Origin of the sequence: Bdellovibrio bacteriovorus (genome assembly GCF_048286975.1) — a bacterium.
Lineage (GTDB): Bacteria > Bdellovibrionota > Bdellovibrionia > Bdellovibrionales > Bdellovibrionaceae > Bdellovibrio > Bdellovibrio bacteriovorus_H.
The window spans coordinates 685,114-710,969 of the sequence record NZ_JBLVRT010000001.1 but is presented as its reverse complement, the minus strand read 5'-3'; the positions used below and the strand labels follow the sequence as shown (position 1 = coordinate 710,969).

Below are 25,856 nucleotides of genomic sequence, written 5' to 3'. Positions count from 1 at the left end.
GGAGATTTGTGAATGGAAAAGAATGAATTTTACAAGTTGTTGGAATCACGAAAGTCCATTCGTAAGTACAAGGCCGAGCCGGTTCCGAAGGACGTGATTGAAAGAGTGCTGGCGGCGGGAATGCAGGCGCCGTCGGGAAAGAATCGTCAGAACTGGCGCTTCTTTGTTGTGACGGGAAAAAAGCGTGACGAGTATTTGAAGTACTCACAAAAATCCTGGCTGGGCATCAAAGACATTTTGTCGCAACGACTGAAGCCTTCACTTTACGATTTCACAGAAAGATTCTTCTACACACTCGGCGATGCGCCGGTGATTGTGTTTGCGTATTCCCACAATGACTCTGAAGAGCGCTATCACACCAGCATCGGATCGGTGTACATGGCGGTGGAAAACATGAATCTGGCGTGTCTGGTGGAAGGCCTTGGCAGTTGCACGATGGGCGCTCCACTAGAGATCAAAGAAGAGGTCGATCAGTTCCTGGGTGTGGATAAACTTCCGGAATATCAGCGAGGTGAACTGGAACTTTTGTGTGCGATGGTGATGGGATATCCGGATCATAATCCCCCGAAAGCCCCCCGCCAAACCGAGGGTCGCGTAACTTGGTTTGAATAAAGTAAGTTAAGTGCATAAAATTATTAGGTTTTGCATGAACAAAGGGGTCCATTTGGGCCCTTTTTCTTTGGCTTAAAGCCACCTCAATCGAATAGACGGTCTTTCAGAAGGCGCTTTCCCCGTAAAGCCCGTGGTCATCGGGTCTGAAAAACCTATAAGCTCTCGATTTCTTTTGTTTATTCGGTGGTTTTCTCTATCCATAGAATGGGGATTTTGATATATCGCTTCCCCTATGAATCCAGTTGAAGCCTTAAAGACAAATCCCTTTGTCCTTGCCCCTATGGCCGGGATCACGGATCACGCTTTTCGCACCTTTATCAAAAAACTAGATGCCAGTGTTGTCGTCACCGAACTTGTCAGTGCCAGCGGTATTGAATACAAGTCCGATCGCACGTTGAAGCTGATGAGCTTTGATGAATCTCAGCGTCCCATCGGCATCCAGCTTTTTGGTGAAGAGCCCGAAATCGTGGCGCGTGCCGCTCAGGTGGCGGAGGCCGATGGCTGTGACTTTGTGGATCTGAACTTTGGTTGTCCTGTTCCGAAGGTCGTGAAGAAGGGGGCGGGTTCCGCCATTCTGAAAGACCCGGCGGCCGTGCAAAAGATGGTTTCCACCGTCAAAGCGGCGATTAAAATTCCTCTGACAATCAAGATCCGCACGGGCTGGGATGCGAACTCCCGCAACGCCACTGAGATTTGTAATATTGCCTACAACGAAGGGGTTTCCTGGGTTGCGATCCATGGTCGTACCCGCGCTCAGTCCTATACCGGACTTGCGGACTGGGACTTTATCGCGGATGTAAAAGCCAATACCAAGATTCCCATTCTTGGAAACGGAGACATCCTCACTCCTCGTCAGGCCAACTTAAGACTGCAGCAGTCCGGTTGTGACGGGGTGATGATCGGCCGTGGATGCCTTAAAAACCCGTTTATCTTCATGGACGCCCTGTCCTTGTGGCGAGGCGAGCCGATTAAGGACGTGAAGAGGGATTATGTGAGTCTGTTCCAGGGTCTGCAAAAAGAGATCGTGGCGCATTGTGATGAGCACATCACCGGGATCCAGCTCAGAAAGTTTGCAGCTTGGTTCTCAACAGGGTATTCTGGAGCGGCTCAATTCCGTAAGAATCTATTCCAGTCCAAAAGCAATGACGAGATCATGGCCTTAGCGAATGAGTTTTTCGCAAGTATTGGAAATGTAGAACAAGAAGACACCAGTCAGGAAGATTTCTTAATGGGCGGTCACGGTTAACAAACCGTGAACTGCGGGGGCCTCTGATGGCGTTTTGACAAGAGCCTGACGAGCATTTGTTTTGATTTTAGTTTAAGTTTTAAGTGTTTTGTTTTTAGAGAGTTTCATAACGAAGGGTAAATATGATTCAAGATCCGAAGAAAATTAGAAATATCGCGATCATCGCGCACGTCGACCACGGTAAGACGACACTGGTTGACCACTTGATTAAACAAGCAGGTACTTTCCGTGACAATGAGCACGTTGAAGAGCGCCTGATGGACTCCATGGATCTTGAGAGAGAGCGTGGGATCACGATCGCGGCAAAGAACGCCTCCTTCATGTACAAAGATATCAAAGTTAACATCGTCGATACACCGGGGCACAGTGACTTCGGCGGCGAGGTTGAGCGTATCCTGAACATGGTTGATGGTTGTATCCTTCTTTGCGATGCTTCCGAAGGTCCATTGCCACAGACTCGTTTCGTTTTGAAAAAAGCTCTTGAGGGCGGCAAAAAAGTTATCGTTTGTATCAACAAAATTGACCGTTCTGATGCTCGTATTCAGGAAGTTCACAATGAGTTGTTCGACCTGTTCATCGATCTGGATGCAACTGAAGAACAATGTGATTTCCACACTGTTTACGCTATCGCGCGTGAAGGTATGGCGACTTTGGATCCAGCGGTTAACACCGGTTCCCTGGAAGTTCTTTACGATGCAATCGTAAACCTGGTTCCGCCTCCAACTATCGAAGAAAATGCTCCACTTCAGGTTATGGTTTCCAACATCTCTTACAATGATTACGTAGGTCGTCTGGCGATCGGTCGTATGAGAGCTGGTACCATCAAAGTGGGTGACGAAGTTCTTTGCGTTCAGGCGAACGCTCAGAAGAAAGTAAAAGTATCCGCTTTGTTCCAGTACAAAGTGAACTCCCAGGTTCCTGCTCAGGAAGTTGGCGCGGGTGACATGGTTGTTATCGCCGGTATGGAAGATTTCACTATCGGTGACACCATCACTTCTGCAACAGATCCTCGTCCACTTCCGCGTATCCGCGTTGAAGAGCCGACAGTGGGCATGGTCTTCTCCGTCAACAACGGTCCTTTCGCCGGCCTTGATGGTAAGAACGTGACTTCCCGTAAAATCATCGACCGTCTGGACAGAGAGTTGTTGTACAACGTGGCTATCCGCGTGGAAAAAACGGACTCTACTGACGCGTTCAAAGTTGTGGGTCGTGGTGAGCTTCAGTTGGGCGTTTTGATCGAACAAATGCGCCGTGAAAACTTCGAGCTTCTGGTTTCCAAACCGACTGTTGTCTTCAAAGAAGAAAACGGCAAGAAAATGGAACCAATGGAAATCGCGGTTATCGATATCGAAGACGCTTACGTTGGTGCCGTGACTGAAAAGTTGGGTAAACGTAAAGGTGTGATGACTAACATGGTTCAAAAAGGTTCCGGACGCACTCGTCTTGAGTTCCGTATTCCTTCCCGTGGTCTGATCGGTTACCGTTCTGAGTTCCTGACGGACACTCGTGGTACCGGTTTGTTGAACACCCAGTTTGACGGTTGGGATGACTATCGTGGTGAAATCGAACACCGTTTGAACGGTGCGATGATTTCTGACCGTAAAGGTTCTGCGACATCCTACGCGATCTGGAATCTTCAAGAGCGCGGTGTCATGATGGTTGAACACGGTGATGAAGTGTACGAAGGCATGATCGTTGGTGAACACGCCAAGGAAAATGATCTAGAAGTGAACATCACTCGTGAAAAGAAATTGTCAAACGTACGTGCTTCGGGTTCTGATGAAGCTATCCGTCTGGTTCCAGTGAAAAAATTCACTCTGGAAAGAGCGATGGAATGGATCAAAGAATCTGAGCTGATCGAAGTGACGCCGAAGCACATCCGTCTTCGTTTGCGTGAACTTGATCCGCACAAACGTGCAAAAGCAGCGAAGGAATAATGAGTACGAACGTCGCCATTGAAATCAAGGATCTGACCAAAAAGTACGACGATAAGATCGCCGTAGACGGAATCAATCTTGAAATTTACAAAGGCGAATGTTTCGGGCTTCTTGGTCCAAACGGGGCTGGCAAATCAACTACAATGAAGATGATGTATTGCTCAGCCCTGGTTTCAAGCGGAGAACTTTATGTTCTGGGCTTGAACGTTAAAAAGAATTTCCGCGAGATCAAATCTCGCATAGGGGTCGTCCCGCAAGAGGACGGCCTTGATCCTGACTTCACAGTCCTTGAAAATCTTCTCGTCTATGCAAGCTTTCATAATATCCCAGTTGCTGAGGCCGATCTTCGGGCTCAGGCCCTGCTGCGTCTGATGAAGCTGGAAGAATACCAGGACCGTTCGGTGGAAACACTTAGCGGGGGCATGAAGCGCCGTCTGGCGATTGCTCGTGGCCTGATTAATTCTCCGGAAGTGGTTTTCCTGGATGAACCAACCACAGGTCTTGATCCGCAGGCGCGGGTTTGGATCTGGGACTTTTTCAAGCATCTAAAATCTGAGAAAAGCACTTTGGTGCTGACCACCCACTATATGGAAGAAGCCGAGCAAATGTGTGATCGTGTGGCGATCATCGATGGCGGCCGCATTCTGACGATCGGTAAGCCCCGCGATCTGATTCGCGAGCTGATCGGCAAGGAAGTGGTGGAGTTTGACACAAACCCGGTGGATCTGAATTATTACCTGGGCCGACTGCGTGCTGAGGGGTTCTCTTATCAGGTGATCAAAGATACGGTGTCTGTTCTGGTGAAAGAAAATCAGGAAGGCCGCCGCGTGGTGGACCTGATTGCCAGTGACAAGATATTCATTCGCAAGCCCACTTTGAACGACGTCTTTTTGAAGCTTGCGGGTCATCAACTGAGGGACGAATAATGAAGCTGAAAGACTGCTTTACCCTTCCCACAGTGAACAGCGGCGCCATGAAAGTATGGTCCCGCAATTTCATGTATTTTAAAAAAACCTGGCTGGTGTCCCTGTTCTGGATTGTTCTGGAGCCAGTGATCTATCTGGGAGCCATTGGTTTTGGTCTTGGCGCTTTTGTGAACAACATGGGTGGCATGTCTTATATCGAATTCTTCTTCCCGGCTTTGCTTTCAACCACGGCGATGATGGTGGCTTTCTTTGAAGGCACCTATGGGAACTACACGAAACTGACTCATCAGAAAACTTACGCGACGATCATGCTGACTCGTGTGGGTCCAGAGGAAATCGTTGCGGGAGAGCTTTTGTGGGCGACCAGTAAAGGTTTCTTTGGTGTGACGGGTGTCACGATCGTGGCGCTGTTCTTTGGGTTGATTGATTCTTACCGCATTTTGCTGGCGCTGCCGATTTTGTTCCTGATGAGTGCGCTGTTTTCGTGCATTGGAATGATTCTGACTTCTTACGCACGTAACTATGACTCCTTTATCTATTCCACTTCAGGTTTGATTGTTCCAATGAGTTTGTTGAGCGGAACGTACTTCCCGCTGGATCAGTTGCCCGCGGCACTTCGTTATGTGGCGTACTTGTTCCCGCTGACTCACGCGGTGGCAGCCGTGCGCGAAGTGCTTCATCAGGGACCGACATTGTGGGTTTTGATTCACGTTTTAATTCTGCTGGTGGCGACGTGGATCTGCATGAACATCGCCTTCTTCCGCATTCGCAAGAAACTGCTGAAATAATCAATCGACCGGGGTGACCTTGATGCCGTGTTTTTTCAAAAGCTCGGCAAAAACCCCGTCGCCGTCTTTCTGAGCGCCGGTGAAGGTGCCGTCATAGATCTTTCCGCATCCGCACATGGGGGACTTGGATTTCAACAGCGCCTCGGTGGCGCCGACAAGCTTGGCAATTCTCAGAGCTTCTTCCGCACCACGGGTGTATTGCTCAGTCACATCCACACCCTGATTGGTCAGGACTTGGTCGCCGATGCGTTCTGCCGGAGGTCGGGGAGTTGAAAGACCACCCAACTGTTCCGGGCAGACGGGAATGGCTTCCCCGTTTTGCACCATCTCTTCAATCGGGGATCTTGTCTGGGCTTTGCAGTCATAGCGGCAGTGAACTCCGGAAAGGCAGGCAGATACGATCTTCATTCAACCTCCTCGCTGCTTTCAAGCTGCTCCTGGGACTCCAGGTTTTCCAGCTCTTCCAGGGTCGGAACTTCTTCGCCAGAAGTCATTTCTTCCGGTGGAGGTTCGGGTTGGAAGAAATAAGCGACTTGGGCGCTGGCAATATCGTATTCTTCCTGAGAGATGCGGTGATACTGGAAAAGATCATCAACGATACGACCCAGGCGCTTGCGCGCAAACGGAGTCAGCTCTTTGCGGTAATAGGACTGGGAGTACTTTACCGGATTCGGAAGAACCATCGCCAGGAAAGCTGACTCAACCACCGTCAATTCTGCCGGGGACTTCTTGAAATAGTATTTCGCCGCCGCCTTGACTCCATAGATGTCTTTGCCGAACTCCACCACGTTCAGATATCTTTCCAGGATTTCTTTTTTTGTCAGGGTGTGCTCGATCCGGTCGGTGATGATGGCTTCAAGACCCTTGCGGATGAAGGTGCGGTCCTTGTTCAGGAACATGTTTTTCGCCAGTTGCTGGGTGATGGTGGATCCACCACGTTTAAAGACACCGGTTTCCCAGCCCTCTTTGGCGTTCTTTTCAATCGCGTCCCAGTCAAAGCCCTTATGATTATAGAAATTGGAATCTTCAGTCAGAATGATGGTCTTTTGCAGGATTGGGGCGATTTGTTTCAGTGGAACATAGTTCTTGGAACCAGGACACAGTTCCACCTGATACATTTTCGTGACCATGCAGCCGCGAATTTCTTTGTCCGAGGGCAACCAGGCCCACAATGAACCTGCGGCCACACCCATCAAAGTCAGAACACCCAATAAAAAGAAAATCAGCTTTTTGATCATGCGGGGATTACTTTGTCACCAGTCCGTGATCCTTCATCCATTGCACAGAATTGTGAATGGCCTCTCGAGCGGGTCTTGGTGAAAAGCCAAGTTCCTTTTGTGCTTTGGAAGAATCAAACCAGTGATACATTGTTGCCGTGTAGGCATTTTCGCGGCTCAACGGTCCCTTCATGCCCATTTTTTCCATGAAGTCACCAATAGCACCCACGGCATGCAAAAGGCCGTCAGGCAGTTGATGTTTCGGAGCTGTTACGCCTGCTTCGGCGGCAATCATGGCAAAGAGGTCTTTGATCAGCATATTTTCGCCGGAAAGAATATAACGTTCACCTTTGCGACCGACTTTCCAAGCACTCAAAATTCCAGCCACCACATCTTCTGCCGCAACAACATTCACGCCGCCGGAAGTGTAGAAGTTCAGCTTTCCTTGCGCGACTTTGACCTGCATCTTGCGACTGCCCTTTTTGGCATCTCCACGGCCATAGATTGTGGATGGGTTCAGCATCACAGCATCAATTTCGTTTTTGTCGCAGGCGTTTTTTACCAGAATTTCGGCTTGGTGTTTGGTTTCAAAATACCCCAGATTCAGATCGGCGATATTATAAGGGGATTCTTCATTCAGAATCTGATCGGGAGTATATCCGGCGCCGATGGCCACTACGGACGACAAATAAACCAGGCGTCGCACGTTGTGTTCGCGGCAAACTGCAATCACATTGGCTGTGCCTTGCACGTTGACTTTGTCCATCTGGGCGCGCTGGGACTTTTTATATGCAATAACGCCGGCCAGATGAAAGACAGTATCCATGCCCTTGGTGGCTTCCAGCAAAGAATGCACATCAGTGACGTCACCGTGAACGTATTTGCATTTCACGCCTTCAAGTTCAGAAAGGTCACTTTTCGGACGAACCAGGGCATAAACATCGTGACCCTCCTCCAGAAGGGCTTTGGTCAGCCAGCTACCCAAAAAACCGTTTGCTCCGGTGACTAAAACCTTCTTCATGTTGTAACGGTCCCTTCTTCTTCTTTGATGCGATCAAGGATCAACTTGCACAGACGTGCGAACAAAATACCAAAAATCATTCCCAGCAGTGCCCCGCAGATCACGTCTGTCGGGAAGTGCACGCCATTGTAAACGCGGCTATAGGCAATCACCGTCGCCAAAGTATACAAAGGCACTGTGGCTGGTGGGAAAATAGCGGAAGTAAAGCTCGCGAAACTGAACATGTTGGTAGAATGATTGGAAACAAAACTGTATCCGCCAAAGGGAGCCCGCACCTGAACATCCAACCCTTGAGTGTTGGCCGGCCTTGGGCGCTGAACTGTCTTTTTGAAGGCCCAGTTTCCAACTCCGTCAGAGATAGAAACAGACAGAAGAGCAAAGACAAAGATGATCAGGCCTTTTTTTAGTCCCCGACGCCAGATAAACAGGGCCAGAATCACCGGCACCAGCACGTACTTGAAAAACGGTGTTTTGTGCAGATCTGTGATAAACGGGAAGAATTGATCGGCCCAGGCCGCGGTCCAATGTGAATTCACCAATACAAAAAGACTCTTATCGAGAGACAAAATAAAATCGAGCATCAGGGTGACTTTACCCTAATTTTTCGCTCGCAGAAAGTCTAGGTTCTGCACTGGTCCAAGTGTCACCAGCAAGGGCCTATGGCATCATTCTGTTTATGGACAAAGCAACATGGATTGGGATTCTGGTAGGGGTCGGTGGGATACTGCTTGGCAACCTGCTGGAGGGCGGACACACAAGTTCGCTGATGCAGTTAACGGCCTTCATTATCGTTTTAACGGGCACTATTGGTGCCGTGATGGTTTCAAGTTCTGAAAAAGACTTAAAGACCGGTTTACAGCTGGCTAAAAAAGCCTTTCGTCACGAGGAAAGCCGCAGCAAAGTGCGCCTTAATGAAATCGTCGACTGTGCAAGGCTTGCTAAAAAAGAAAACATCCTGGCTTTGGAGCCACGCCTTAATCGCATTGAAGACCCATTGTTAAAAGGAGTCCTCAGAAATGTGGTCGATGGTGTCGACATAACGACCATTCGCGATATCTTTGAAACACAGATTCACACGGAAGAAGAAGAGCTTCTGGGCGGAGCCAAAATCTGGACAGACGCCGGTGGCTTTGCGCCTACCATCGGTATCATCGGTGCAGTTTTGGGTCTTATCCATGTTATGGGAAATCTGACCGACACAAGCAAGTTGGGCGCAGGGATCGCGGTGGCCTTTGTCGCGACTGTGTACGGAGTCAGCTCGGCCAATTTGTTGTTCCTGCCTCTTGGAAACAAGCTGAAACGCCGTGTTCAGGCTTTAACTCGTGAAAAAATGATGGTCCTTGAAGGCGGTCTTCTGATTGCCAGCGGGATGAATCCGGTGGTGCTGGAACAGAAGCTTTACGCCTATCTCGACAGCGATCAAAAATAGGTCGGAAAGAATTCATGGCAAAGAAACACTGCAAACATGAAGAACATGAAAACCACGAGAGATGGCTGGTCTCTTATGCGGATTTCATCACTCTGCTGTTTGCCTTCTTTGTTGTCATGTACGCCACCTCGACTTCCAATGAAGAGAAACAAAAAGAATTTGAAGACTCCGTGAAGCTCAGTCTGCATCTGGTGGGCCGGGGCGGATCTGATGCCGAACCAAATTCCATTGGCAGTATCATCGGCGAGCTTGAAATGCCTGTTGGGAACTTCCCCAAAAAGGGCGGGCCTGGCGAGGTCGAAGACTATGTGGAAAGAGCTCTGGATAAGTCCATGGACAGCGCGCAAAAGAAGCAGGCTATTCAGGATGTTTATCACGATGCTGTCGGGGTGAGGATTGCTCTTGCAGCGTCAACATTCTTTCAGGAGGGCTCCGCGAAGCTAAAACCTGAAGCCCTTAAGAGCTTGGACAAAGTTGCGGATGTTCTAAAGACCCATAAAAAAAGAATCATTATCGAAGGTCACACGGATGATCTGCCCATTGGCGGGACTCTGTTCCCGAGCAACTGGGAGCTGGCCGGGGGGCGTGCTTCCGCAGTGGTGCGCTATCTGGTGAAAGTGCACCAGATGGATCCAAAGCGCTTTGTTTCATTGTCTTATGGTGATCAGAAGCCGGTGGTGCCCAACGATACGGATGAGCACCGGGCGATGAACCGCCGGATCGAAATTTTCATCGTCACCGACAGTTCCAAAGTTGAAATTTAGTTATTCTGGCAAAAGCCCGTCGGGAATCTGACCATTGGCGATCGCAGAAGCGATCTTCAGGTGTTCCGGACTGCCGATGATCTTGATTGCTTCTTCCAATGGAAGTGGATCAGGATTCTGGATCTTTACCTTTTTAAAGTCCATGATGCGACGATAGCTGGCTTCAAGGTCCTCTTTCTTCAAAGAACCTTGGGCCACGGCACCCAGGATGGCGTCGTAGGCCTGCGGCGGAACCTCAGGGTCATTGCAGTAAAGCAGCAGATCCACGCCCGCTTTCAGGGCGCGCACAGGCACTTCTTCTATGCCATAGTGTTTCGTCATGGCTTTCATGCCGAGGTCATCAGTGATAATCAGACCGCGATAGCGCATCTCTTCACGAATCATTTTTCGTACGAATGTCTCGGACAAAGTTACTGGCCACTCAGGGTCAATATTCGGGAACTTGATGTGCGAGGTCATGACCATGTCCACGCGGGACTTGAAAGTCTTTTTAAATGGAATCAGTTCGCAGGATTCCAGACGCTCCAGATCGGTATTTTCAACCGGCAGGTCTTCGTGGCTGTCGACGATGGTGTTGCCATGGCCGGGGAAATGTTTTGCGCAGGTGATGATATCGGCTTTGATGTATCCGCGAACCAGGGCCGAAGCGTGTTTTGCCACCATCTCGGGATCAGAACTGATAGAGCGGTCGCCGATAACGGTGTTGCCAGGGTTCGTGAAGATATCCACGCACGGAGCGAAATCCAGATTGATGCCGACGGCTTTCATTTCAAGGCCCATGCGGTTGGCAAAATGGAAAGACACGGTCGGCGCATCCAGATCGCCCAGCTTTCTTAGCGGCGGCCACACGGTGAACGGAGCCTTCAGACGGTGAACGCGGCCGCCTTCCATATCAATACCAATGAACAACGGTGCTTTGTCGACTTGTTTGTGACGCAAAGACTGGATTTCGGCGCACAGCTCGCGAACCTGCTTGGGCTCTGCGACGTTTCGGCCAAACAGGCACACACCACCGATGTTGTTTTCTACAATGAACTTTTTTTCGTCAGCGGTGAGGGCGTGACCTGATACGCCGATGAACATGTGCTGACCAATGATGTGACTGATACTCATGAACTAGTTCCCTTTTTTCTCTGTTTCCGGTTGAGCCTTGATGATGATTCCCTGTCCTTGTGGGACGCCCATTTGCTTGCTCGGGGCTGGGGCGTTGGCTTCTGCTGCTTTCAGCTTGGCATTGCGAGTGACGACATTGGCGTCGCCGGCAGGAACCTTGCCGAATAAAGTTTTTAGCAGAGAGGCGCTATAAGGGATGTTTCCAATGGCTTCAGAAGGATTTGCCACAAGTTCAGTGACGATGCCCTGGCCCATGGCGTTTGTGCCCAGGACTTCGCCACGTTCATTGACGTAGCTTAAGAATTTGATGTCTTTGAAGGTGTTCAGAATCTTGAAGGACTTAAAGCCGTTGTAGATCTCTTCTTTTCCGACCAGAGCTTGACCCTTATAGATGGCGCCGTCTTCTTCCGCGATGGCCTGATATTCATAGTTGGTTTCTGATTTCAGGCCTTCTTTGGACTTCAACATCAGATAGACCAGAAACGTTGAAAGGAAGGTTCCTTTAGGGATCTTCTTTTCGATGCGGGAAACTTTGGTGCCGTTTTTAATCACGCCCGTCAGGGTGCCACCTTTGAACTTGGCGTCGATGATCTTGGATTCTTTGCCGGCCAAAGAGGTGTATTCATAGGAAATCGGTGTCAGGTCCGCATCCGCATAGGCCTTCAGGCTTTCGGTGGTTTCGCTGGGACCTTTTCCGGTTTTCAGGAAGTAGGTGGAAATGAACTGCTTTTTCTTTGGTTCAAATTCATAGCGGCTGATCACGTAGCCGATGTGTTCTTCGCCGGAGATCACTTTCGCGTAGCCTTCAAACAAAACATCCGCGTGAGCGGGGCCCGCAAACATCAGCGTCAGTAAAATTGTCAGGCAAAGTCGTTGGACCATCGTCGAGTTCTCCCTTCAGAACTATGGATAAAAGTCTGTCATCTCACTATAGAACAAGTCAAAGTTTTAGAGGTCGAGTTGTTGCTTCATGAGACAACCTACGAGACAATGCGGGGATATAGATGTTGAACTCACGAAGCACTTTTATTCAGAATCTTAACAACAAGCGGGGGCAGATTGCCCTGTTTGTGGCGTTGATCTTTCAGATTCTGTTCCTGTTCTTTGCGATGGTTATCAACGTCGGCCTTTTGGTTCATCACAAAATCAATCTGCAAAACTCTGTCGATCTTGCCGCCTATTACGGAGCGATGAAACAAGCCGAGGGCATGAATGTGATTGCCCATACGAACTATCAGATTCGTCAGAGCTGGAAGCTTCTGGCTTGGCGCTATCGTATGCTGGGGACGGCCGGGGATTTCGAGGAGCATCCATTTGATAAGATAGGTGGCGGTCGTTTGCGCAATAGCGATGACGACAGTATCAATCCAGCGGCACAGAACTTTTACGATTCGCCTTCATTCTGTATCACTTATATTCCGTTCAAGCCGATGCCAGATGGAGAAAATACCTGCAAAGCTTTGTCTTCGCATACTGGTATTAGTGTCTTCAGGATCCCGCCTGTATTAATCGACTTGCCGAGTGTTTCCGGAAGAACTCGAAGTCTTGCCCTGAACCTGCGTGCCAGCCTGATTGAGCGTTGTAAGGACTTTGGATCCTTCAACTATCTGATGCTGGGTGGTTTCGTTGTTGCCTTTAATATCGATCAGGGCAACCGTGCTCTTTTGATATCCTATCTTTCCAAGGCGATGAGCCCGAGTTCGCCTGACGCCGATTTCTTTGATATCGACGGAAAAAGTGTCAAGCTGGGGATGGAGAACACTCTTAAGAACAATTTGACTGCGGCCAACAACACGTCTGATCTGAAAATGAGCATCTATAATTCATTGGGGCATTCGGCCTGTAATGGCTCTCAAGGAGCCAAAGGGGAGCCTGCTCGTTGGTTGAAGCAGATTAAGACTTATCCTGGATTCAGTTATATCGATACGATCTGCACGGAAACAAGCATTACGCCTAAGCCGAAAATGCTTTCAAATGTTGAATCAGATCTTCCAAATGCGACGGTAGCAGACGGAAGATTTAGAACCGAAGTTGATGAGCTGAAGAATTATATCGGTATTCGTGAGCCAATCAGTGATATTTACAACTATTCCATCGGGGTGGAAAAGAATCCTTGGTGTATGGCGTATGTCGGTGTTTCGGCATCGGCTCGTCCTAAAATTCCGTTCTCGCCTTTTGGTTCTTTGGAAATTAAAGCCCGTGCTTTCTACAAGCCGTTTGGTGGCCGTATTGGGCCGTGGTATTATAACAAGTATCCGTCCGGCTCTGCTTCTTATAATGGATCGCAAGGGGGTCCCAATGACAAAACTGATCCCAATCTGCCACCTCGCTTGATGGACCAAGCCCATGTGGGTGTGCCAGGGGATCCTACGCGGATTGCGAATTACAGTCGTTATGTCGGTGATAAAGTAGGTTTGAAAAGCCGCCGGGTTCTTTATCAATATGGACGCGCTATCTATAAGCTGGATACGAACTGGAGGATTGGTGCAGACGACAATGTAGAGGTCGGGGCTGCTCCGGAAAATACAGGAGATACCGCTCCGAACTTTGAACATTGGAAGCATCTTCCATTTAATTTCTATCAACGTGGTGGGAATCAGGATTTGCTGGCATGGGATCATGCTAATGATGGGCCTTCTCGTATGCGCATGTTAGAGCTTTCGGCGATTCTCCCTGATCCGTTTGATCTTACTTATTATTCTATCGAGCCTGATTTCTATCACAACTATTACACCCGCTTGCGTGATGGCTTCCTAAAAAGTGTAGGCTCTGGCTACTACGGCGAGAACAAAGAGTTCTTAGGCGACATCGGGACTCACAAAGGTTCCAATAAAGAGGGTATCAACTGGGATAAATTCAGCGTCATCGATCAGTATAAAGCTGTTTCCGGAAATACATTTATGAAGACGTTCGTGGATATCGCAGGGAAACTGACTTATATTTCCACAAAATGGCAGGATGTTCTGACGTCCTGGGCGCCGGTGAGCCTTGTGGATTACAGTTTGGATCCAGCCAAGTTCGGCAAATGCACGATCACACCAAGAGGTGCTGATTCCGGTGAGCCTGAAGTGCCAAACCCAGGAAACTGCGTTTCAGGCGGTACAACGGGCTACTCTGTGAAGATGGTTTCATCGGACTATCTTCGTCGTACTGATCTTGAGTTGGGCGGCACAGGGGTGCGTGGAGCATTGCTGAATCCTCCACCTGAAGACAGCGAGTTCTAAACAGATTTCATCTGAGTGTCTCAAATCGATACAAGACCCAAAAATTTAAGAAACTCTGACCTTTGTCCGAAAAGGATATGGTAGGGGAAATTCTTATGCGTAGTTTGAAGACAAGTCTTCTTTCGATGTTAATTGCATTGTCGTTCACGGCTTCTCTCGCTCATGCTGAGGGCGAAACAAAGCCGGCAGATGGTGGTGTGAAAGCTGGTGATTCGAAAGAAGCCCGATCTGATGTCTCAGATGAAGGTTATACGGATAAAGCAAATAGTTTTAAGGGTTCGGTTGAGAAGGTTATGGGGCTTGCTGATACCGCAGCTGCTGGAGGTCCTGACTTCGCGAGTTTAAAGAACCTTTCTCAAGCGGCATCGTTCTATTCGAATCTACATGGTACTTGTGTAAAATCTCAGTCAACAGCCTCTTGGTTGTGTCGAGAGAAAACAAGCCCTGAGCTTCAAAAAACACTGAATAATATTAACACTGTAGCCAGCATGATTACTGGTGTGGCGGTCCAAGATGCTTGTAGTAACCTAGCGAAGATTGCACGTCTTGCACAGGGTGGATTAACGGCATATACCGCGGCTTGTTCTACAGCGAGAGCCGCCTGTGAAGCTTCCTGTTCGACGGTTTCAAATAACTTAGAGCGTATTGTGAAGATGCAGGTAACTGCTTACGGATGTGGCCATGCAGGTCCTATTCCGCCGACGGCAGCCGGTCCATGCGAAACTTTGGCTAGTGCGCTTACAGCTCTTGATAAAGAAATTAAAGGCCTAGCTGGCACAGATAATTCGAAAGCGGATTCAAAGTCAGTGGCGAAAAAGAATGTAGCCTGTACATATGAGTATGCCAACATGATTGTATCTGCTGGTGCGGGTATTGCTTCCATGATCTCCTCTTTCAAGCAGGGTCAACAGTGCGATGAAGAGTCTAATGGTACCGGCACTGACGCAACAACAACTGCGGCAGTGGATAAGTGTGCTGATGCGACTGTGGCGGCCAATGATCCAGAGTGTATCTGTAAAGCAAATCCAAGAACCCCAGGTTGTTCGAACTCCTACCAGAAAGCTAATGACGGGACGACGTCTCGTTTGGCTTCCCAAGGTGCCGAGCTGGGAACAGCCAACGGCGCCGGGACAAATACTCTTCCAGGTATTGAAAGTGATCCTTTGGCGGGATTGCGTGACCTTGCATCCACCAACTCAGGTGGCGGTGACTCTTCCGGTATCGGTGCGCCGACCGGTGGTGGCAGTGGCTTGAGTGGTTTTGGTGGTGGCAGTGGCGGTGGTGCCGGTGCTCAGGGTGAAGCTGCGAAAAAAGGTCTGAACACTGACATTCTGTCTGGCTCTGGTGGCGGCGGAGGCGGTGGCGGATTCGGTGGCTTTAAGGGCTCTGATTCAAAACTGCGCCAATATCTGCCAGGCGGGGCGAAAGATCCTTCTCAAGGTATGGCAGGTCAGCAGGCCTGGAAAAATGAAGTGACCGGCCAGGGTGGCAAGTCCAACTGGGAAAAGATCAAAGAACGTTACCGCGATAACAAAAACACTCTTTTGAATAACTAGGGGAAGCCATGACAAAATTAACAATCAAGTGCGTTTGTATATTGTCGTTGATTTGGTCTCCGGTTATGGCGGGAGCGGTCACCGTCAGTGGTGGCACTACTTCCACGACGACACCTAAGACTACGCCCGACAAGGGGGTTGAAACCACAACGGGCAAAACTTCGTCACCATCCGTTAAAGATTCTGCAGACAAGTCAGGAAGCTCGAACAAAGGTGCCCAGGCAACTCAGTTCCTTACCGGAGCCTTGATGTTTACTATGGCGGCTGAGAAGTGGGGTGAATGCTCCAGTCAAAACTATGGGGCGTGTGCGATGGCCGCGATCTTCACTGGATTTGGCGTCCTTTCTATGGCTCAGGGTAAAGAGCATGGAAAGGCCGCAGGATCTTCAGGATTAACATCTTTCCAGTCTGACGGTTTGGGAAATGCTTATGATTACGGGAATATCGATCTGACTGATCCAAACAATCCACTTTCAAATGATCCGAATGTGAAGGCCTTGGGAACGAACACTGGAAAGCTAACTACTGGTGGGCTGCTTGATCCAAAAACAGGAGTCATCAAAACTCCGGATGGCAAAACCTACAAGGCATCCGACTTCTCTTCCGCAGCCTCTATGGCCGCGGCAGGCATTCCGCAAGGTGCGATCCTCGCAGCCCAGGATGCTTATGCTCAGGTTTCCAAAAAGTCCGCAGATAAAGTTGAAAAGCTGAAAATCGGTGCGATGACTGCTTCCAACGGCTTCAGTGAAGGCGGCGGCGGCGGTGGTGGAGGCTGGGGTCCAGCTTCTCCAACGGATGATGGCTCAGGCAGTGGTTATGCGGGTGCCGGCGGTTCTGGTTCCGGTGGCGTAAGCTTGGAACGTGATCCATCAAGTCTTGCAGGCATGCAGAAGAACTACAACGGTGAACCTATCGGTGTTGCCGCTGACAGTATCTTCCTGATGATGACTCGCAGATATAAAGTCAAAGAAAGCCAAGAGTCTTTCTATACCGACGCTGAACTGGCTTTGCAGAAGTAAAAGCCAGATATCAGAAGTAAAAAAGGGTGCTGTTTCCAGCACCCTTTTATTTTTAATAAAGCAGGTATTTCTTTCTTTCCTTCACCCAGGATTTTTCATCCTTGGCCAATGCCGCATCCAGATCTTTTGGAGTGGCCTTTGGATTTTCGATCCAGTTCTTCAGCGCCGGTCCGCCGTTAATCACATCAAATGCCAGACGGTCTTTCACGTACTCGTAAGCAAAATCTCGATAGATCGGGTACTTCGGATGCATTTCGCGAATCACCTTCAGCATCAGTGCCGTCAGACGGAAAGGTTTGAACTGATCGTGCTTGTAGCTGATGCCGTCCGTGTGAAACTGGAAGCCGTGGCAAAGCTTGCCCACATGCTTGTGGAAAGTCGGCTCAAAGAAGCATTCACGCAAGGTCACACCCTTGAACCACTGAGGTGCTTTCTTTTTCATGCGGACCAGAACTTCCGCATAATCAATATCCGAAGCACCGATGATTTCCAGCGCACGCGTTGTGCCGCGAGCTTCTGAAAGTGTTGTGCCCTCAATCAGCACGGTTCCAGAATAAGCGCGCGCCATATTCAAAGATGCTGCGTTCGGAGAAGGATTCACCCAAGGACGCTTCAGATCCCAGCCAAAGCCCGGGCCCTTGTCGGGACTGTAGCCTTTCATTTTCACGATCTGCAGGTCCAGATCCATTTTGTAGTAGTCAGCAAAGTACAAAGCCAGCTCACCCATAGTCAGGCCGTGGCGCATAGGAATCGGAGCCGCGCCCACAAAGGATTCCCAGCCTGGAAGCATCTTGAATCCTTCCACCGGACGCCCCGCAGGGTTCGGACGATCCAGGACGATGACTGTCTTTCCAAGCTTTGCGGATTCTTCCATGATGTACAAAAGCGTGGTGATGAACGTGTAAATGCGGCAGCCCAGATCCTGAAGATCAAACAGCACCACGTCGAAGTGGGACATCATCTCGGCCGTTGGACGACGAACTTCGCCATACAGGCTGAAAACTGGAATCTTGTGAACCGGATCCACAAAGTTCGGGCTTTCGATCATGTTGTCTTGTTTGTCGCCGCGAACGCCGTGCTGAGGGCCGAACGCGCAGGAAAGTTTGATTTTCTTGGAAAGCAAATCCATGCTGTGCTGAAGATTTTCATCCACGCTGGCAGGGTGGCAGACCAGGCCCACGCGTTTGCCTTTGAGGTTTTTTATCATCTTTGGATTTGCGAGAAGTACTTCAAGACCGAGTTTCATAAATGTCCTTATTACAGAAAGAGAGTGTCTTTGGCTTGAGTGCCCGCTGGCACCCGTGCGTTGGCTCCCACGATGACGTTCGTCAGTTCACAGCCATTTTCCACAATGGCTCCGGGGCCTGCGCAGAAAGTGCCATGAATTCGCGAGTGTCCCAGAAATGCGGATTTTGAAACCAAGCTGAAGCCTCCGTCAGTAGAGGCCAAAATGGTTTCTTCTTTGGAATATCTTTTCAAAGTTCCTTCAAGAATGGCCTTTTGATAAGTCACAGGTCCCGCCAAATAATGCAGGCACTTTTCAGAAGCCTCCAGAAAGTCGGTGGGATTTCCGGTTTCAAACCAAGTGCATTCAAAAGGATAAGCTTCAACGCTCAGGCCTTTTTTAATCGCCGCTGTCAAAGCGTCATACAGAATATTGGATTCACCTTGTGCTGGAATAAAATCAAAAACCTTGTCAGCAAGGATCTGAACGCCCACGAAGTGCCATGCCTTCACGGCTCCGGCGATCGGGGTTTTTCCAAAGCCCAGCACGCGGTTGTGAGCATCTGTCCAGACCCCACCAAACTTTGTTCCCACGCCAGGATGGTCCATCACCATCAAAGTCGCGATGTTGCGCTGATGACGGTGATGGGTGATCGCTTTTTTCATGATGTCAGCCTCTTTGGGAAGAATGATCTCATCGGCATTCATCATGACGAAGGAATCATCACCCACAAAGTGATCCCGGGCTTTACCCAGTCCGCCACCGCTGCCCAGAATCTGTCCAACCTCATCAGAAAAATGCAAAGACTTCGCATGGTGGCGCAGGCTGTGGAAAAGGTGGTGGATTTCGCCGGGCAGATGATAGGTGTTCACCACCAGCTTGTTGATGGCAAGATTTCCCAGAAAGCTCAGGGAGTGTCCAGCCAACGGAACTGTTACAAAGGGAATGGCTGGTTTTGGAAGTGTCAGCGTGTAGGGGCGAAGTCTTGTGCCTTCACCCGCCGCCAGCAGCATCACATTCATAGAGTTTCGTACTTTCTTTCCAGAGCACCGGAATCAATCAGGACATCGGCAAATACTTTGTATTCCGGGAATTCGTTGATGGCTTTCATCACACGGCGAAGAGTTCCGGAAAGGTATTTCAGATAACGACGGTCTTGGCGCAGGTGATAGAAGCTGGCAAAGCTTCCGCACGCCTTAAAGCAGCGCTGGATTGATTGCAGCTCATAGATGCGGTCAAACTGCTCGCGAGAGAAATCTTTTGGCAAATAAGCCTTGGATCTATCCAGATAGTAGTCAATCAGGGTGCGCGCCATGGAATCATTCATGTCCACGTAAGAATCACGCATCAGGCTGACCAGATCATACTGAATCGGCCCCAGGCGGGCGTCCTGGAAATCAATCACGCTCATCTGATCCAGTTTGATCATCAGATTGCGGGAATGATAGTCGCGGTGAGCGATGCGTTTTGGCTCCCTGTCCAGGCGGCTTGAGATATCCACAAAGATATCCGTGATTTCTTTGTTCAGGGATTCGCCGAATGGAAATTTCAGAACGCCGGAAAGCAGATTGTCTTTACCGTAGTTCATCTCCCACAGGAATTTTTCGGTGTTGAATTCGATCTTGAAAGCGGTGCAGTCAGATTTATCCAAAGTGGCCGGGTGATGGATTTTCACGATCTCGTCGACGGCCATCTGGTAGAACTCCAAAGACGCTTCCTGGCTTTGGCTTTCCCAGAATTTTCTTTCCAGGGTCAGATCGCCCAGATCCTCCAGCAGCATCAGACCTTCTTGCGGGGACTGCGCCACAACGGTCGGAACATGCACGCCGTTTTTGGCGAAGTGATTCAGCACGCTCAGGAAGGGATAGTTGTTGGGATCAAAAGGCTCCCAGCGCATCAGCACCCAGGACTGGTTGTCCTGCACCACGCGATAGTAACGGCGGTTGGAGGCGTCTCCGGCCAAGGAAAAGACCTTGTAGTTGTCGGAGTTCAAAGCTTTTGTCAAAAATGGAACTAGAAATTCATCGTGAGTGACCATAAGAAAAATTCTCACAGACACTCACGGCATTATCAAGGACAAATCAGACGGGAAAATCAGGCGTCGATCGGACCATCTTTAATGAAGAACAGCTCCAGAACTTCCTTCAGTCCCTGTGGCGTCATCGGCGCACGGTCGACTTCAAAGCAGTTCACGGAAATCTCGTCCACGAATTTTGAATCCAGCGTGCTTTCACCCAGTTCTTCCAGACTTTTCAGGGAGCTGGTAACGATCAGAGGTTCGTCGTCCAGATGCTCTTCGCTGATATAATCCATCAGCAGCTCTTGTTCGGCGGCATTCAGGTTTTCAACGTTTTCCACAAAGATTGTCATTCCACCCATGCGGGCAATATCCATGGAAGAGTGAAGCTGACCTTTGATGTCATTGAAAGGAACAAATGCCCAGCGGCCGGTCAGTTCATGCAGTTGCAAAGCGACTTTCTTGTTGTTGTTTTCGGATCGGCCCTCAAGGTGGATCAGGTGAGAAATCAGTTCTGCGGCTGGACCTTCGTTGGGGACGATCGAGTCTTCAGCCAGAAGTTCATCAATTGTTGGCATCGGTTCTTCACCAAACAGTCGAACGTTGTCCAGATTGGGTTGAACTTTGGAAAGCTCTTCAAGGTTGGCTTCTTTCTGATCCAGATACCATTTGTACATGGCTGGTTCCAGAACCATTCTTACCAACTGAGCCACTCCAGAACGCTTCTCACTATTCAGATCATCTGCGGATGGCACCACAGCTGTTCCCAAGAAGTTCCCATTCACTCGAATAGGAATATGAAGGTCACGCCCCCGCGTGAACATTTCTTCCGCGCCTGAAACTTCAGACAGGTCCATCAATTGACGGATCTGTAAACCCTTCCCATAGCGGTTGGCCAGAATCTGCTTTAGTCTTTCTACAAAAGAGCTATCCAATGTTGTCTGCATAAAACCACGTACCCCTTACACAATACCTAGCTGGAACTTCACTACTACAAGAGCAATGCCAAGTCCGAGGGGGATTCGAATTATTGAGTATATTCAGTGGGATAGCCTGTTTTTAGCAAAAAAAGTGGGCTTTAAGATTTGCTCTTAAAGCCCACTAAGTTTCGATCATTTAGGTAATTCTTTTAGGGTCGGTGCCCTTTTTAGCGCGCCAGTTTACGCTTATCCAGGCCGTACTTTTCGACCTTCATGATAAGACCCGCGCGGCTGATACCCAGTTCTTTTGCAAGCTTGGATTTGTTCCAGCCTGTGCGGCGCAGACCCTCGCGGATCATTTCGCGCTCAAGGTCTTCCAACGCATCTTTCAGCTTACCCTGCAAACGGGAACCCTGAACTTTGTTCTTTTCGCCGGCTTCCAAAACTTTCGGGGAAAGAAGTTCCGCCATCAGTTTTGTTTCGTCACCGGAAAGAACACAAAGTCTTTCGATCTCATTCTGCAGCTCACGCACGTTGCCCGGCCATGGATAGTCATAAAGCTTTTCCAAAGCACGTTTGGTGATCTGGCGTTTTGGTCCGCCTTGCTGATCGTGAATTTTGTTAAGGAAGAAATCCACCAGGAACGGGATGTCTTCTTTTCTTTCACGCATCGGAGGAACTCGGATGTTGATAACATTCAGGCGATAGTACAAGTCCTCACGGAAGGTGCCTTGTTCTACCATTTCCTTCAGGTTTCTGTTTGTTGCCGCCACGATACGCACATCCACTTTGCGGGATTCAGTCGCACCCACTGGCATGAACGTACCTTCCTGAAGAACACGCAGCAGTTTTACCTGCATCTGCGGGGAGGTGTCCCCGATCTCATCCAGGAAGAAAGTTCCTTTGTCGGCCATTTCGAAAAGACCTTTTTTGTCTTTCAAAGCACCTGTGAAGGAGCCTTTTACGTGACCGAACAATTCAGATTCCAAAAGGTTGTCATTGAACGCGGAACAGTTCTGAATGATGAAAGGCTTGTCTTTACGGTGAGAGTTGTAGTGAATTGATTTTGCGATCAATTCCTTACCGGTACCGTTTTCACCCTGTACCAATACTGTCGAATCTGCACCTTTGATTTTATCAAGCAAAGCATACAGGGACTGCATTGGTTTGGACTTACCGATCATGTTGTCATACTTGAAACGGTTACCCAGTTCTTTGTTCAATTCTTTGATGCGGTCTTCACGGGAAGAGATTTCCAGGTGAAGAGTCACGATCTCCTGAGCCACCAGTTCGCACAGCTCGTTGAAGTGAGCGCGCTCCTGATCATCCAGGAATTTCAGTTTGCCCAGGCACTTTTCAATCACTTCGCCGGACATACCGAAGGCCGCAAGGCGCTCGCGGATTTCTGTCATGCGGGAAGTGAAGTTGGAATCACGGAAGAAGCCCATAGCCACAACCGTACCCACACAGTCATTTTCGATCATGATCGGGAATACACCCACATCAAAACCAACCATGTCCCACTTGCGCAGGGAGAATCTGTTTTGGGAAGTGCGAAGATCATCCAAAGACTTGGTCACAAGTTCTGCGATGCTTTGCTGACCGGCTTCTTTTCTTACCAGAGCTGTGATTGCCGGGTTGCTGAAGGTGACTTTATCAGAGTCATAACCCTTAAGCATTCCGCGCTCGTCTGTGAAAACAACGTCAATGTTCCACCACGCGCTGAGAATCTGTTTGAGCTTGTTGATGACATGTATATGTTCAAACTCATCCCAATTAATCATAAGTATCGTCCTTTCAGTGACTGTCAAAAGTATCGATACTTTTATCGTCAAGAAAGTAGACGAACTTTAGCGGGACTGTCTAAAGAGCGTGCAAAGCTGGACCAAGGACTGGGACGCACGTCTCAAATTAGGACTTATACTCCGGGGGGATGTGCTTTCCTTCGCCATCACGAAGCGCATGATAGGTTGGGGACATGATTTCGATCTGAGCTTCGTTAAACAAATCCTGAATATTTCTGTATAGATCCGAGTACACATCGTCAAAATTGTTTGCAAGACGGGTGTAACCATTCAGTTCATACTGCACATACGAGTTGTCCAGAGCTGTCTGGAAGACAAACGGTTTAGGATCTTTTAAAACGCCTTCGGTGCGGGCCGCGGCCCCTAATAAAAGCTCGTGCACTTTTCTCCAGTTCACATCATAACCAATCGTGATTCGTGGATTCAGGATCAATCCTTTGGTGTCAGCAACAGCACTAAAGTTGATGATGTGGCTGTTAAGTACGTTGGAGTTTGGAATGGTCACATCCACATTTTTGATCGTGCGAATGCGGGTGATCAGCAAATTCTTTTCCACCACATCGCCGATCGTGGTGCCAAGCTTCACGCGGTCACCGACTTGAAACGGCCGCATGTAAGTGATCACCAGGCCCGCCACCATATTTGAAATGGCAGAACTTGAACCAAGGGAAATCAAAAGACCCAGGAACACTGAAACCCCCTGGAAGGCCGGAGAGCTGGATCCAGGCAGATGAGGGAAGATGATAATCAACGTAAAGGCGAAAACCAGAATGCGCACCAGATTGTAAGTTGGCTGGGCCCATTCCGCATGAAAGCCCTCAATTTTGAGGTAGCCCGCCTCGATACGCAGGAAGAACAAGCGGATGACTTTCAGAATATAGCGCATCACCAGGCAGATGACGATGACATAGATGGCTTTGGGGATGTAGTCGACAATTGTCTTCAGCACTTCCTTCAGGGGATCCAGGATATAGTGAAGCATGTTTTCAGAAATGTGCTGCGTGTCCGGGAAAAAGCCCAGCACAAGCGAGAAGTAGAAATAAAGACCCAGGACAGTGATGATCAGTCGCAGACCTTTCAGCAGGCTGCAGATGCCAGCGGTCAAGGACTGAGCAGTGATGATTTCGAAGTTGTGAATCTTTAGGGCGGGAAGCTGGCTATGGGGCAGCGATTTGATCTTTTTCTGCAGCCAAGGGAAAAACCAGCTGATCAGGGACAAGGCCACAATCAGGATGATGGTGGCAATACCAGTGTTGATAACAGCGCTGCTCAGTTCAGATCCAAATAAAGTAGGCATACTTTATTTAGATCATAGAATTAAGTGTGTTGTAAACTGTGGAAGCGGAAGTATTCACCCTCATTTGACATGAGGTCCTTGTGAGTTCCGATCTCGGCGATCTCTCCTGATTTCATGACGACAATCTTGTCGGCTTTTTGAATTGTCGACAGACGGTGGGCAATCACCAGAGCCGTGCGGCCCTCCATCAGATGATCAATCCCCTTTTGAACTTCGATTTCGCTGGCGGTGTCCAAGGCGCTTGTCGCTTCATCCAAAATCAGAACCGGAGCATCTTTAAACATCGCACGAGCAATGCTGATGCGCTGCTTTTCGCCGCCGGAAAGAAGATTTCCGCGGTCGCCCACGCGGCTTTGATAGCCATGCGGTGTTTTCATGATGAAGTCATGGGCGTTCGCCAGCTTTGCCATGGCCGGGATGTCTTCACGGGAGCGGTTGTAGTCACCAGCCCAGATGTTCTTTTCGATGGTATCGCTGAACAAGAACACATCCTGAGTCACCAAGGCGACATTGCGACGCAGATCCTTCAGGCCGATATCATGAATGTTCACGCCATCAATCAGAATTTCGCCGGAAGTGGGATCAAAGAATCTTTCCAGCAGGTTCACGATGGTGGATTTACCACTGCCGCTGGCGCCGACCAAAGCAACCACTTCGCCGCGGTTGATTTCCAGGTTCAGATTCTTCAGGATCATTTCTTTGCCATAGCTGAAGCTCACGTTTTTATAAGTGATCTTTTTCCAGTCTTTTGGGAATGGAACTGGATTCGCAACTTGAGGAACTTCCGATTCATTTTCAATAATCTCAAAGATTCGACGCAGGGAAATGGTCACTTCCTGAATGCGAACGTAAGCTTCCTGAACACGCTTGATCGGCTGATTGATCATCAACAAGGAAGCCACAAAGCCCACGAAAGTTCCCGGCGTGCTGCGACCAGCGGCGATTTCATAGCTCACATACATGAACACACAAAGAACAATCGCAGTTGCGAGGAATTCGGTGACAGGACCGCTGGCTTCCTGGCGTTTGTAGATGGTCTTGCGGATGCCAAGGTACTTGTCTGATTCCTTTATCAGGCGCTCACCCATGTCTTTTTCAAGGTTGAAAGACTGGATGATACGAACGCCGTCCAGACTTTCTTTGATGGTGGAGGTCATGTACTCCATCACGTCACGTTCTTGAGGAATATACTTGCGCATGCTGCGGGCGATGTTTTTCAGAATAACCGCAATCACCGGTGCAATCAGGAAAGTGGCCAATGTCAGCTTCCAGTCGATGCGGATCAGATTGATCAGCAAGCCGACCAGCATCAGCGGATACAGGAAAATGTCGGCCACAACACGCAGGCCATCCTGGATGATGCGAATGTCATTCAGAATACGGCTGATCAAGCCACCAGAACCTGCGGCATAGTTGTTATGGAAGGACAGATTCAGGCGCATGAACTTCTGCTGAAGTTTCTGGCGCAGCCCCTGAACCACGCGCTCGGCGGTGTAGTTCATCAGATAAATATGGAAGTAACGAGAGGTCGCTTGAACCAGCGCCAAACCCAAGGCCATTGGCACCAGAGTGGCCATGGCCTGTTGCTGATTTGCAGACAGTCCATCGAACAGCCCTTTGATCATATAAGCCAGCTGCGTGGTTGCCAGCGCATTCAGAATCCCTGTGGCGGCGACGATGTAAAGGGTGCTTTTGTACTGTTTAAGTTCGCCCAGGAGCTTCTTGATTTCAGGTGACATC

At 49.3% G+C, this 25,856-nt stretch carries 23 protein-coding genes; 10 read left to right on the top strand and 13 right to left on the bottom strand.

Annotated features, from left to right (window positions below; all coding sequences use genetic code 11):
• Window positions 1-12: 12 nt before the first annotated feature.
• The 5 genes from ACNQKP_RS03475 (at window position 13) to ACNQKP_RS03455 (ending at window position 5,509) form a co-directional block, all read left to right on the top strand.
• Complete coding sequence (locus ACNQKP_RS03475; RefSeq protein WP_038450497.1) at window positions 13-612, top strand: nitroreductase family protein; 600 nt, start codon at window positions 13-15, stop codon at window positions 610-612.
• Window positions 613-844: 232 nt separating this feature from the next.
• Entirely contained in the window at window positions 845-1,858 is a 1,014-nt protein-coding gene (gene dusB, locus ACNQKP_RS03470) for a tRNA dihydrouridine synthase DusB (protein WP_011162748.1), read from the top strand.
• 122 nt (window positions 1,859-1,980) lie between these two features.
• Window positions 1,981-3,795 carry a translational GTPase TypA gene (typA, locus tag ACNQKP_RS03465; protein WP_417862863.1) on the top strand — a complete coding sequence of 605 codons (1,815 nt, stop codon included), beginning with the start codon at window positions 1,981-1,983 and terminating at the stop codon, window positions 3,793-3,795.
• Entirely contained in the window at window positions 3,795-4,721 is a 927-nt protein-coding gene (locus ACNQKP_RS03460) for an ABC transporter ATP-binding protein (protein ID WP_417862862.1), read from the top strand. The genes typA and ACNQKP_RS03460 overlap by 1 nt, the downstream gene beginning before the upstream one ends.
• Entirely contained in the window at window positions 4,721-5,509 is a 789-nt protein-coding gene (locus ACNQKP_RS03455) for an ABC transporter permease (RefSeq protein WP_374027796.1), read from the top strand. Before ACNQKP_RS03460 ends, ACNQKP_RS03455 begins: the two co-directional genes overlap by 1 nt.
• Here ACNQKP_RS03455 and ACNQKP_RS03450 read toward each other — a convergent pair whose 3' ends face one another.
• From ACNQKP_RS03450 to ACNQKP_RS03435, 4 genes are read right to left on the bottom strand one after another with little or no spacing between them, the layout of a single operon-like run.
• On the bottom strand, window positions 5,510-5,917 hold the full coding sequence (locus tag ACNQKP_RS03450; RefSeq protein ID WP_011162752.1) for a DUF523 domain-containing protein: 408 nt from the start codon (window positions 5,915-5,917) through the stop codon (window positions 5,510-5,512). It abuts the gene before it with no gap.
• A complete protein-coding gene (gene mtgA, locus ACNQKP_RS03445; RefSeq protein ID WP_417862861.1) occupies window positions 5,914-6,747 on the bottom strand; it encodes a monofunctional biosynthetic peptidoglycan transglycosylase in 834 nt (277 codons plus the stop codon). Before mtgA ends, ACNQKP_RS03450 begins: the two co-directional genes overlap by 4 nt.
• A gap of 7 nt (window positions 6,748-6,754) precedes the next feature.
• The gene (locus tag ACNQKP_RS03440) at window positions 6,755-7,747 is read right to left on the bottom strand and encodes an SDR family oxidoreductase (RefSeq protein WP_417862860.1); all 993 of its coding nucleotides are present in this window, start codon (window positions 7,745-7,747) and stop codon (window positions 6,755-6,757) included.
• A complete protein-coding gene (locus ACNQKP_RS03435; protein ID WP_417862859.1) occupies window positions 7,744-8,328 on the bottom strand; it encodes a phosphatase PAP2 family protein in 585 nt (194 codons plus the stop codon). Before ACNQKP_RS03435 ends, ACNQKP_RS03440 begins: the two co-directional genes overlap by 4 nt.
• Before the next feature lie 95 nt (window positions 8,329-8,423).
• Here ACNQKP_RS03435 and ACNQKP_RS03430 point away from each other — a divergent pair, with 95 nt between their 5' ends.
• Window positions 8,424-9,176, top strand: a complete 753-nt coding sequence (locus ACNQKP_RS03430) for a flagellar motor protein (RefSeq protein WP_038450500.1) — start codon at window positions 8,424-8,426, stop codon at window positions 9,174-9,176.
• Window positions 9,177-9,190: 14 nt separating this feature from the next.
• Window positions 9,191-9,940, top strand: a complete 750-nt coding sequence (locus ACNQKP_RS03425; protein WP_417862858.1) for an OmpA family protein — start codon at window positions 9,191-9,193, stop codon at window positions 9,938-9,940.
• Here the strand turns inward: ACNQKP_RS03425 and nagZ are convergent, their stop codons facing one another.
• Window positions 9,941-11,053 carry a beta-N-acetylhexosaminidase gene (nagZ, locus tag ACNQKP_RS03420; RefSeq protein ID WP_417862857.1) on the bottom strand — a complete coding sequence of 371 codons (1,113 nt, stop codon included), beginning with the start codon at window positions 11,051-11,053 and terminating at the stop codon, window positions 9,941-9,943.
• A gap of 3 nt (window positions 11,054-11,056) precedes the next feature.
• Window positions 11,057-11,935, bottom strand: coding sequence for a hypothetical protein (locus ACNQKP_RS03415; protein WP_417862856.1), 879 nt, complete (start codon window positions 11,933-11,935; stop codon window positions 11,057-11,059).
• Window positions 11,936-12,057: 122 nt separating this feature from the next.
• On the opposite strand from ACNQKP_RS03415, the gene ACNQKP_RS03410 reads away from it, so the two are divergent.
• The 3 genes from ACNQKP_RS03410 to ACNQKP_RS03400 all read left to right on the top strand — a co-directional run bounded on the left by ACNQKP_RS03410 (window position 12,058) and on the right by ACNQKP_RS03400 (window position 16,852).
• Window positions 12,058-14,277 (top strand): Tad domain-containing protein, encoded by a 2,220-nt coding sequence (locus ACNQKP_RS03410; protein ID WP_417862854.1) that lies wholly within the window; start codon window positions 12,058-12,060, stop codon window positions 14,275-14,277.
• A 647-nt stretch (window positions 14,278-14,924) separates the two neighbouring features.
• The gene (locus ACNQKP_RS03405; RefSeq protein ID WP_417862853.1) at window positions 14,925-15,833 is read left to right on the top strand and encodes a hypothetical protein; all 909 of its coding nucleotides are present in this window, start codon (window positions 14,925-14,927) and stop codon (window positions 15,831-15,833) included.
• A gap of 8 nt (window positions 15,834-15,841) precedes the next feature.
• Entirely contained in the window at window positions 15,842-16,852 is a 1,011-nt protein-coding gene (locus ACNQKP_RS03400) for a hypothetical protein (protein ID WP_417862851.1), read from the top strand.
• A 52-nt stretch (window positions 16,853-16,904) separates the two neighbouring features.
• Here the strand turns inward: ACNQKP_RS03400 and ACNQKP_RS03395 are convergent, their stop codons facing one another.
• The 7 genes from ACNQKP_RS03395 to ACNQKP_RS03365 all read right to left on the bottom strand — a co-directional run bounded on the left by ACNQKP_RS03395 (window position 16,905) and on the right by ACNQKP_RS03365 (window position 25,855).
• Entirely contained in the window at window positions 16,905-18,098 is a 1,194-nt protein-coding gene (locus tag ACNQKP_RS03395) for an exo-beta-N-acetylmuramidase NamZ domain-containing protein (protein ID WP_417862850.1), read from the bottom strand.
• A gap of 11 nt (window positions 18,099-18,109) precedes the next feature.
• Complete coding sequence (locus tag ACNQKP_RS03390) at window positions 18,110-19,099, bottom strand: sugar phosphate nucleotidyltransferase (RefSeq protein ID WP_417862849.1); 990 nt, start codon at window positions 19,097-19,099, stop codon at window positions 18,110-18,112.
• Entirely contained in the window at window positions 19,096-20,130 is a 1,035-nt protein-coding gene (locus tag ACNQKP_RS03385) for an aminoglycoside phosphotransferase family protein (RefSeq protein WP_417862847.1), read from the bottom strand. Before ACNQKP_RS03385 ends, ACNQKP_RS03390 begins: the two co-directional genes overlap by 4 nt.
• Window positions 20,131-20,171: 41 nt before the next feature.
• Window positions 20,172-21,041 carry a hypothetical protein gene (locus ACNQKP_RS03380; protein ID WP_417862846.1) on the bottom strand — a complete coding sequence of 290 codons (870 nt, stop codon included), beginning with the start codon at window positions 21,039-21,041 and terminating at the stop codon, window positions 20,172-20,174.
• A 200-nt stretch (window positions 21,042-21,241) separates the two neighbouring features.
• Window positions 21,242-22,798: a sigma 54-interacting transcriptional regulator gene (locus tag ACNQKP_RS03375; protein ID WP_015089343.1), complete on the bottom strand. Its 1,557-nt coding sequence runs from the start codon at window positions 22,796-22,798 to the stop codon at window positions 21,242-21,244.
• Window positions 22,799-22,925: 127 nt separating this feature from the next.
• Complete coding sequence (locus ACNQKP_RS03370; protein WP_417862844.1) at window positions 22,926-24,116, bottom strand: mechanosensitive ion channel family protein; 1,191 nt, start codon at window positions 24,114-24,116, stop codon at window positions 22,926-22,928.
• A 20-nt stretch (window positions 24,117-24,136) separates the two neighbouring features.
• The gene (locus ACNQKP_RS03365; RefSeq protein WP_417862842.1) at window positions 24,137-25,855 is read right to left on the bottom strand and encodes an ABC transporter ATP-binding protein; all 1,719 of its coding nucleotides are present in this window, start codon (window positions 25,853-25,855) and stop codon (window positions 24,137-24,139) included.
• Window position 25,856 lies beyond the last annotated feature (1 nt).

What these genes read in the sequence shown, in the direction of transcription:
- ACNQKP_RS03475 (WP_038450497.1), top strand. Translation starts at nt 13, where the DNA reads ATGGAAAAGAATGAATTTTACAAGTTGTTGGAATCACGAAAGTCCATT.
- dusB (WP_011162748.1), top strand. Translation starts at nt 845, where the DNA reads ATGAATCCAGTTGAAGCCTTAAAGACAAATCCCTTTGTCCTTGCCCCT.
- typA (WP_417862863.1), top strand. Translation starts at nt 1,981, where the DNA reads ATGATTCAAGATCCGAAGAAAATTAGAAATATCGCGATCATCGCGCAC.
- ACNQKP_RS03460 (WP_417862862.1), top strand. Translation starts at nt 3,795, where the DNA reads ATGAGTACGAACGTCGCCATTGAAATCAAGGATCTGACCAAAAAGTAC.
- ACNQKP_RS03455 (WP_374027796.1), top strand. Translation starts at nt 4,721, where the DNA reads ATGAAGCTGAAAGACTGCTTTACCCTTCCCACAGTGAACAGCGGCGCC.
- ACNQKP_RS03450 (WP_011162752.1), bottom strand. Translation starts at nt 5,917, where the DNA reads ATGAAGATCGTATCTGCCTGCCTTTCCGGAGTTCACTGCCGCTATGAC.
- mtgA (WP_417862861.1), bottom strand. Translation starts at nt 6,747, where the DNA reads ATGATCAAAAAGCTGATTTTCTTTTTATTGGGTGTTCTGACTTTGATG.
- ACNQKP_RS03440 (WP_417862860.1), bottom strand. Translation starts at nt 7,747, where the DNA reads ATGAAGAAGGTTTTAGTCACCGGAGCAAACGGTTTTTTGGGTAGCTGG.
- ACNQKP_RS03435 (WP_417862859.1), bottom strand. Translation starts at nt 8,328, where the DNA reads ATGCTCGATTTTATTTTGTCTCTCGATAAGAGTCTTTTTGTATTGGTG.
- ACNQKP_RS03430 (WP_038450500.1), top strand. Translation starts at nt 8,424, where the DNA reads ATGGACAAAGCAACATGGATTGGGATTCTGGTAGGGGTCGGTGGGATA.
- ACNQKP_RS03425 (WP_417862858.1), top strand. Translation starts at nt 9,191, where the DNA reads ATGGCAAAGAAACACTGCAAACATGAAGAACATGAAAACCACGAGAGA.
- nagZ (WP_417862857.1), bottom strand. Translation starts at nt 11,053, where the DNA reads ATGAGTATCAGTCACATCATTGGTCAGCACATGTTCATCGGCGTATCA.
- ACNQKP_RS03415 (WP_417862856.1), bottom strand. Translation starts at nt 11,935, where the DNA reads ATGGTCCAACGACTTTGCCTGACAATTTTACTGACGCTGATGTTTGCG.
- ACNQKP_RS03410 (WP_417862854.1), top strand. Translation starts at nt 12,058, where the DNA reads ATGTTGAACTCACGAAGCACTTTTATTCAGAATCTTAACAACAAGCGG.
- ACNQKP_RS03400 (WP_417862851.1), top strand. Translation starts at nt 15,842, where the DNA reads ATGACAAAATTAACAATCAAGTGCGTTTGTATATTGTCGTTGATTTGG.
- ACNQKP_RS03395 (WP_417862850.1), bottom strand. Translation starts at nt 18,098, where the DNA reads ATGAAACTCGGTCTTGAAGTACTTCTCGCAAATCCAAAGATGATAAAA.
- ACNQKP_RS03390 (WP_417862849.1), bottom strand. Translation starts at nt 19,099, where the DNA reads ATGAATGTGATGCTGCTGGCGGCGGGTGAAGGCACAAGACTTCGCCCC.
- ACNQKP_RS03380 (WP_417862846.1), bottom strand. Translation starts at nt 21,041, where the DNA reads ATGCAGACAACATTGGATAGCTCTTTTGTAGAAAGACTAAAGCAGATT.
- ACNQKP_RS03375 (WP_015089343.1), bottom strand. Translation starts at nt 22,798, where the DNA reads ATGATTAATTGGGATGAGTTTGAACATATACATGTCATCAACAAGCTC.
- ACNQKP_RS03370 (WP_417862844.1), bottom strand. Translation starts at nt 24,116, where the DNA reads ATGCCTACTTTATTTGGATCTGAACTGAGCAGCGCTGTTATCAACACT.
- ACNQKP_RS03365 (WP_417862842.1), bottom strand. Translation starts at nt 25,855, where the DNA reads ATGTCACCTGAAATCAAGAAGCTCCTGGGCGAACTTAAACAGTACAAA.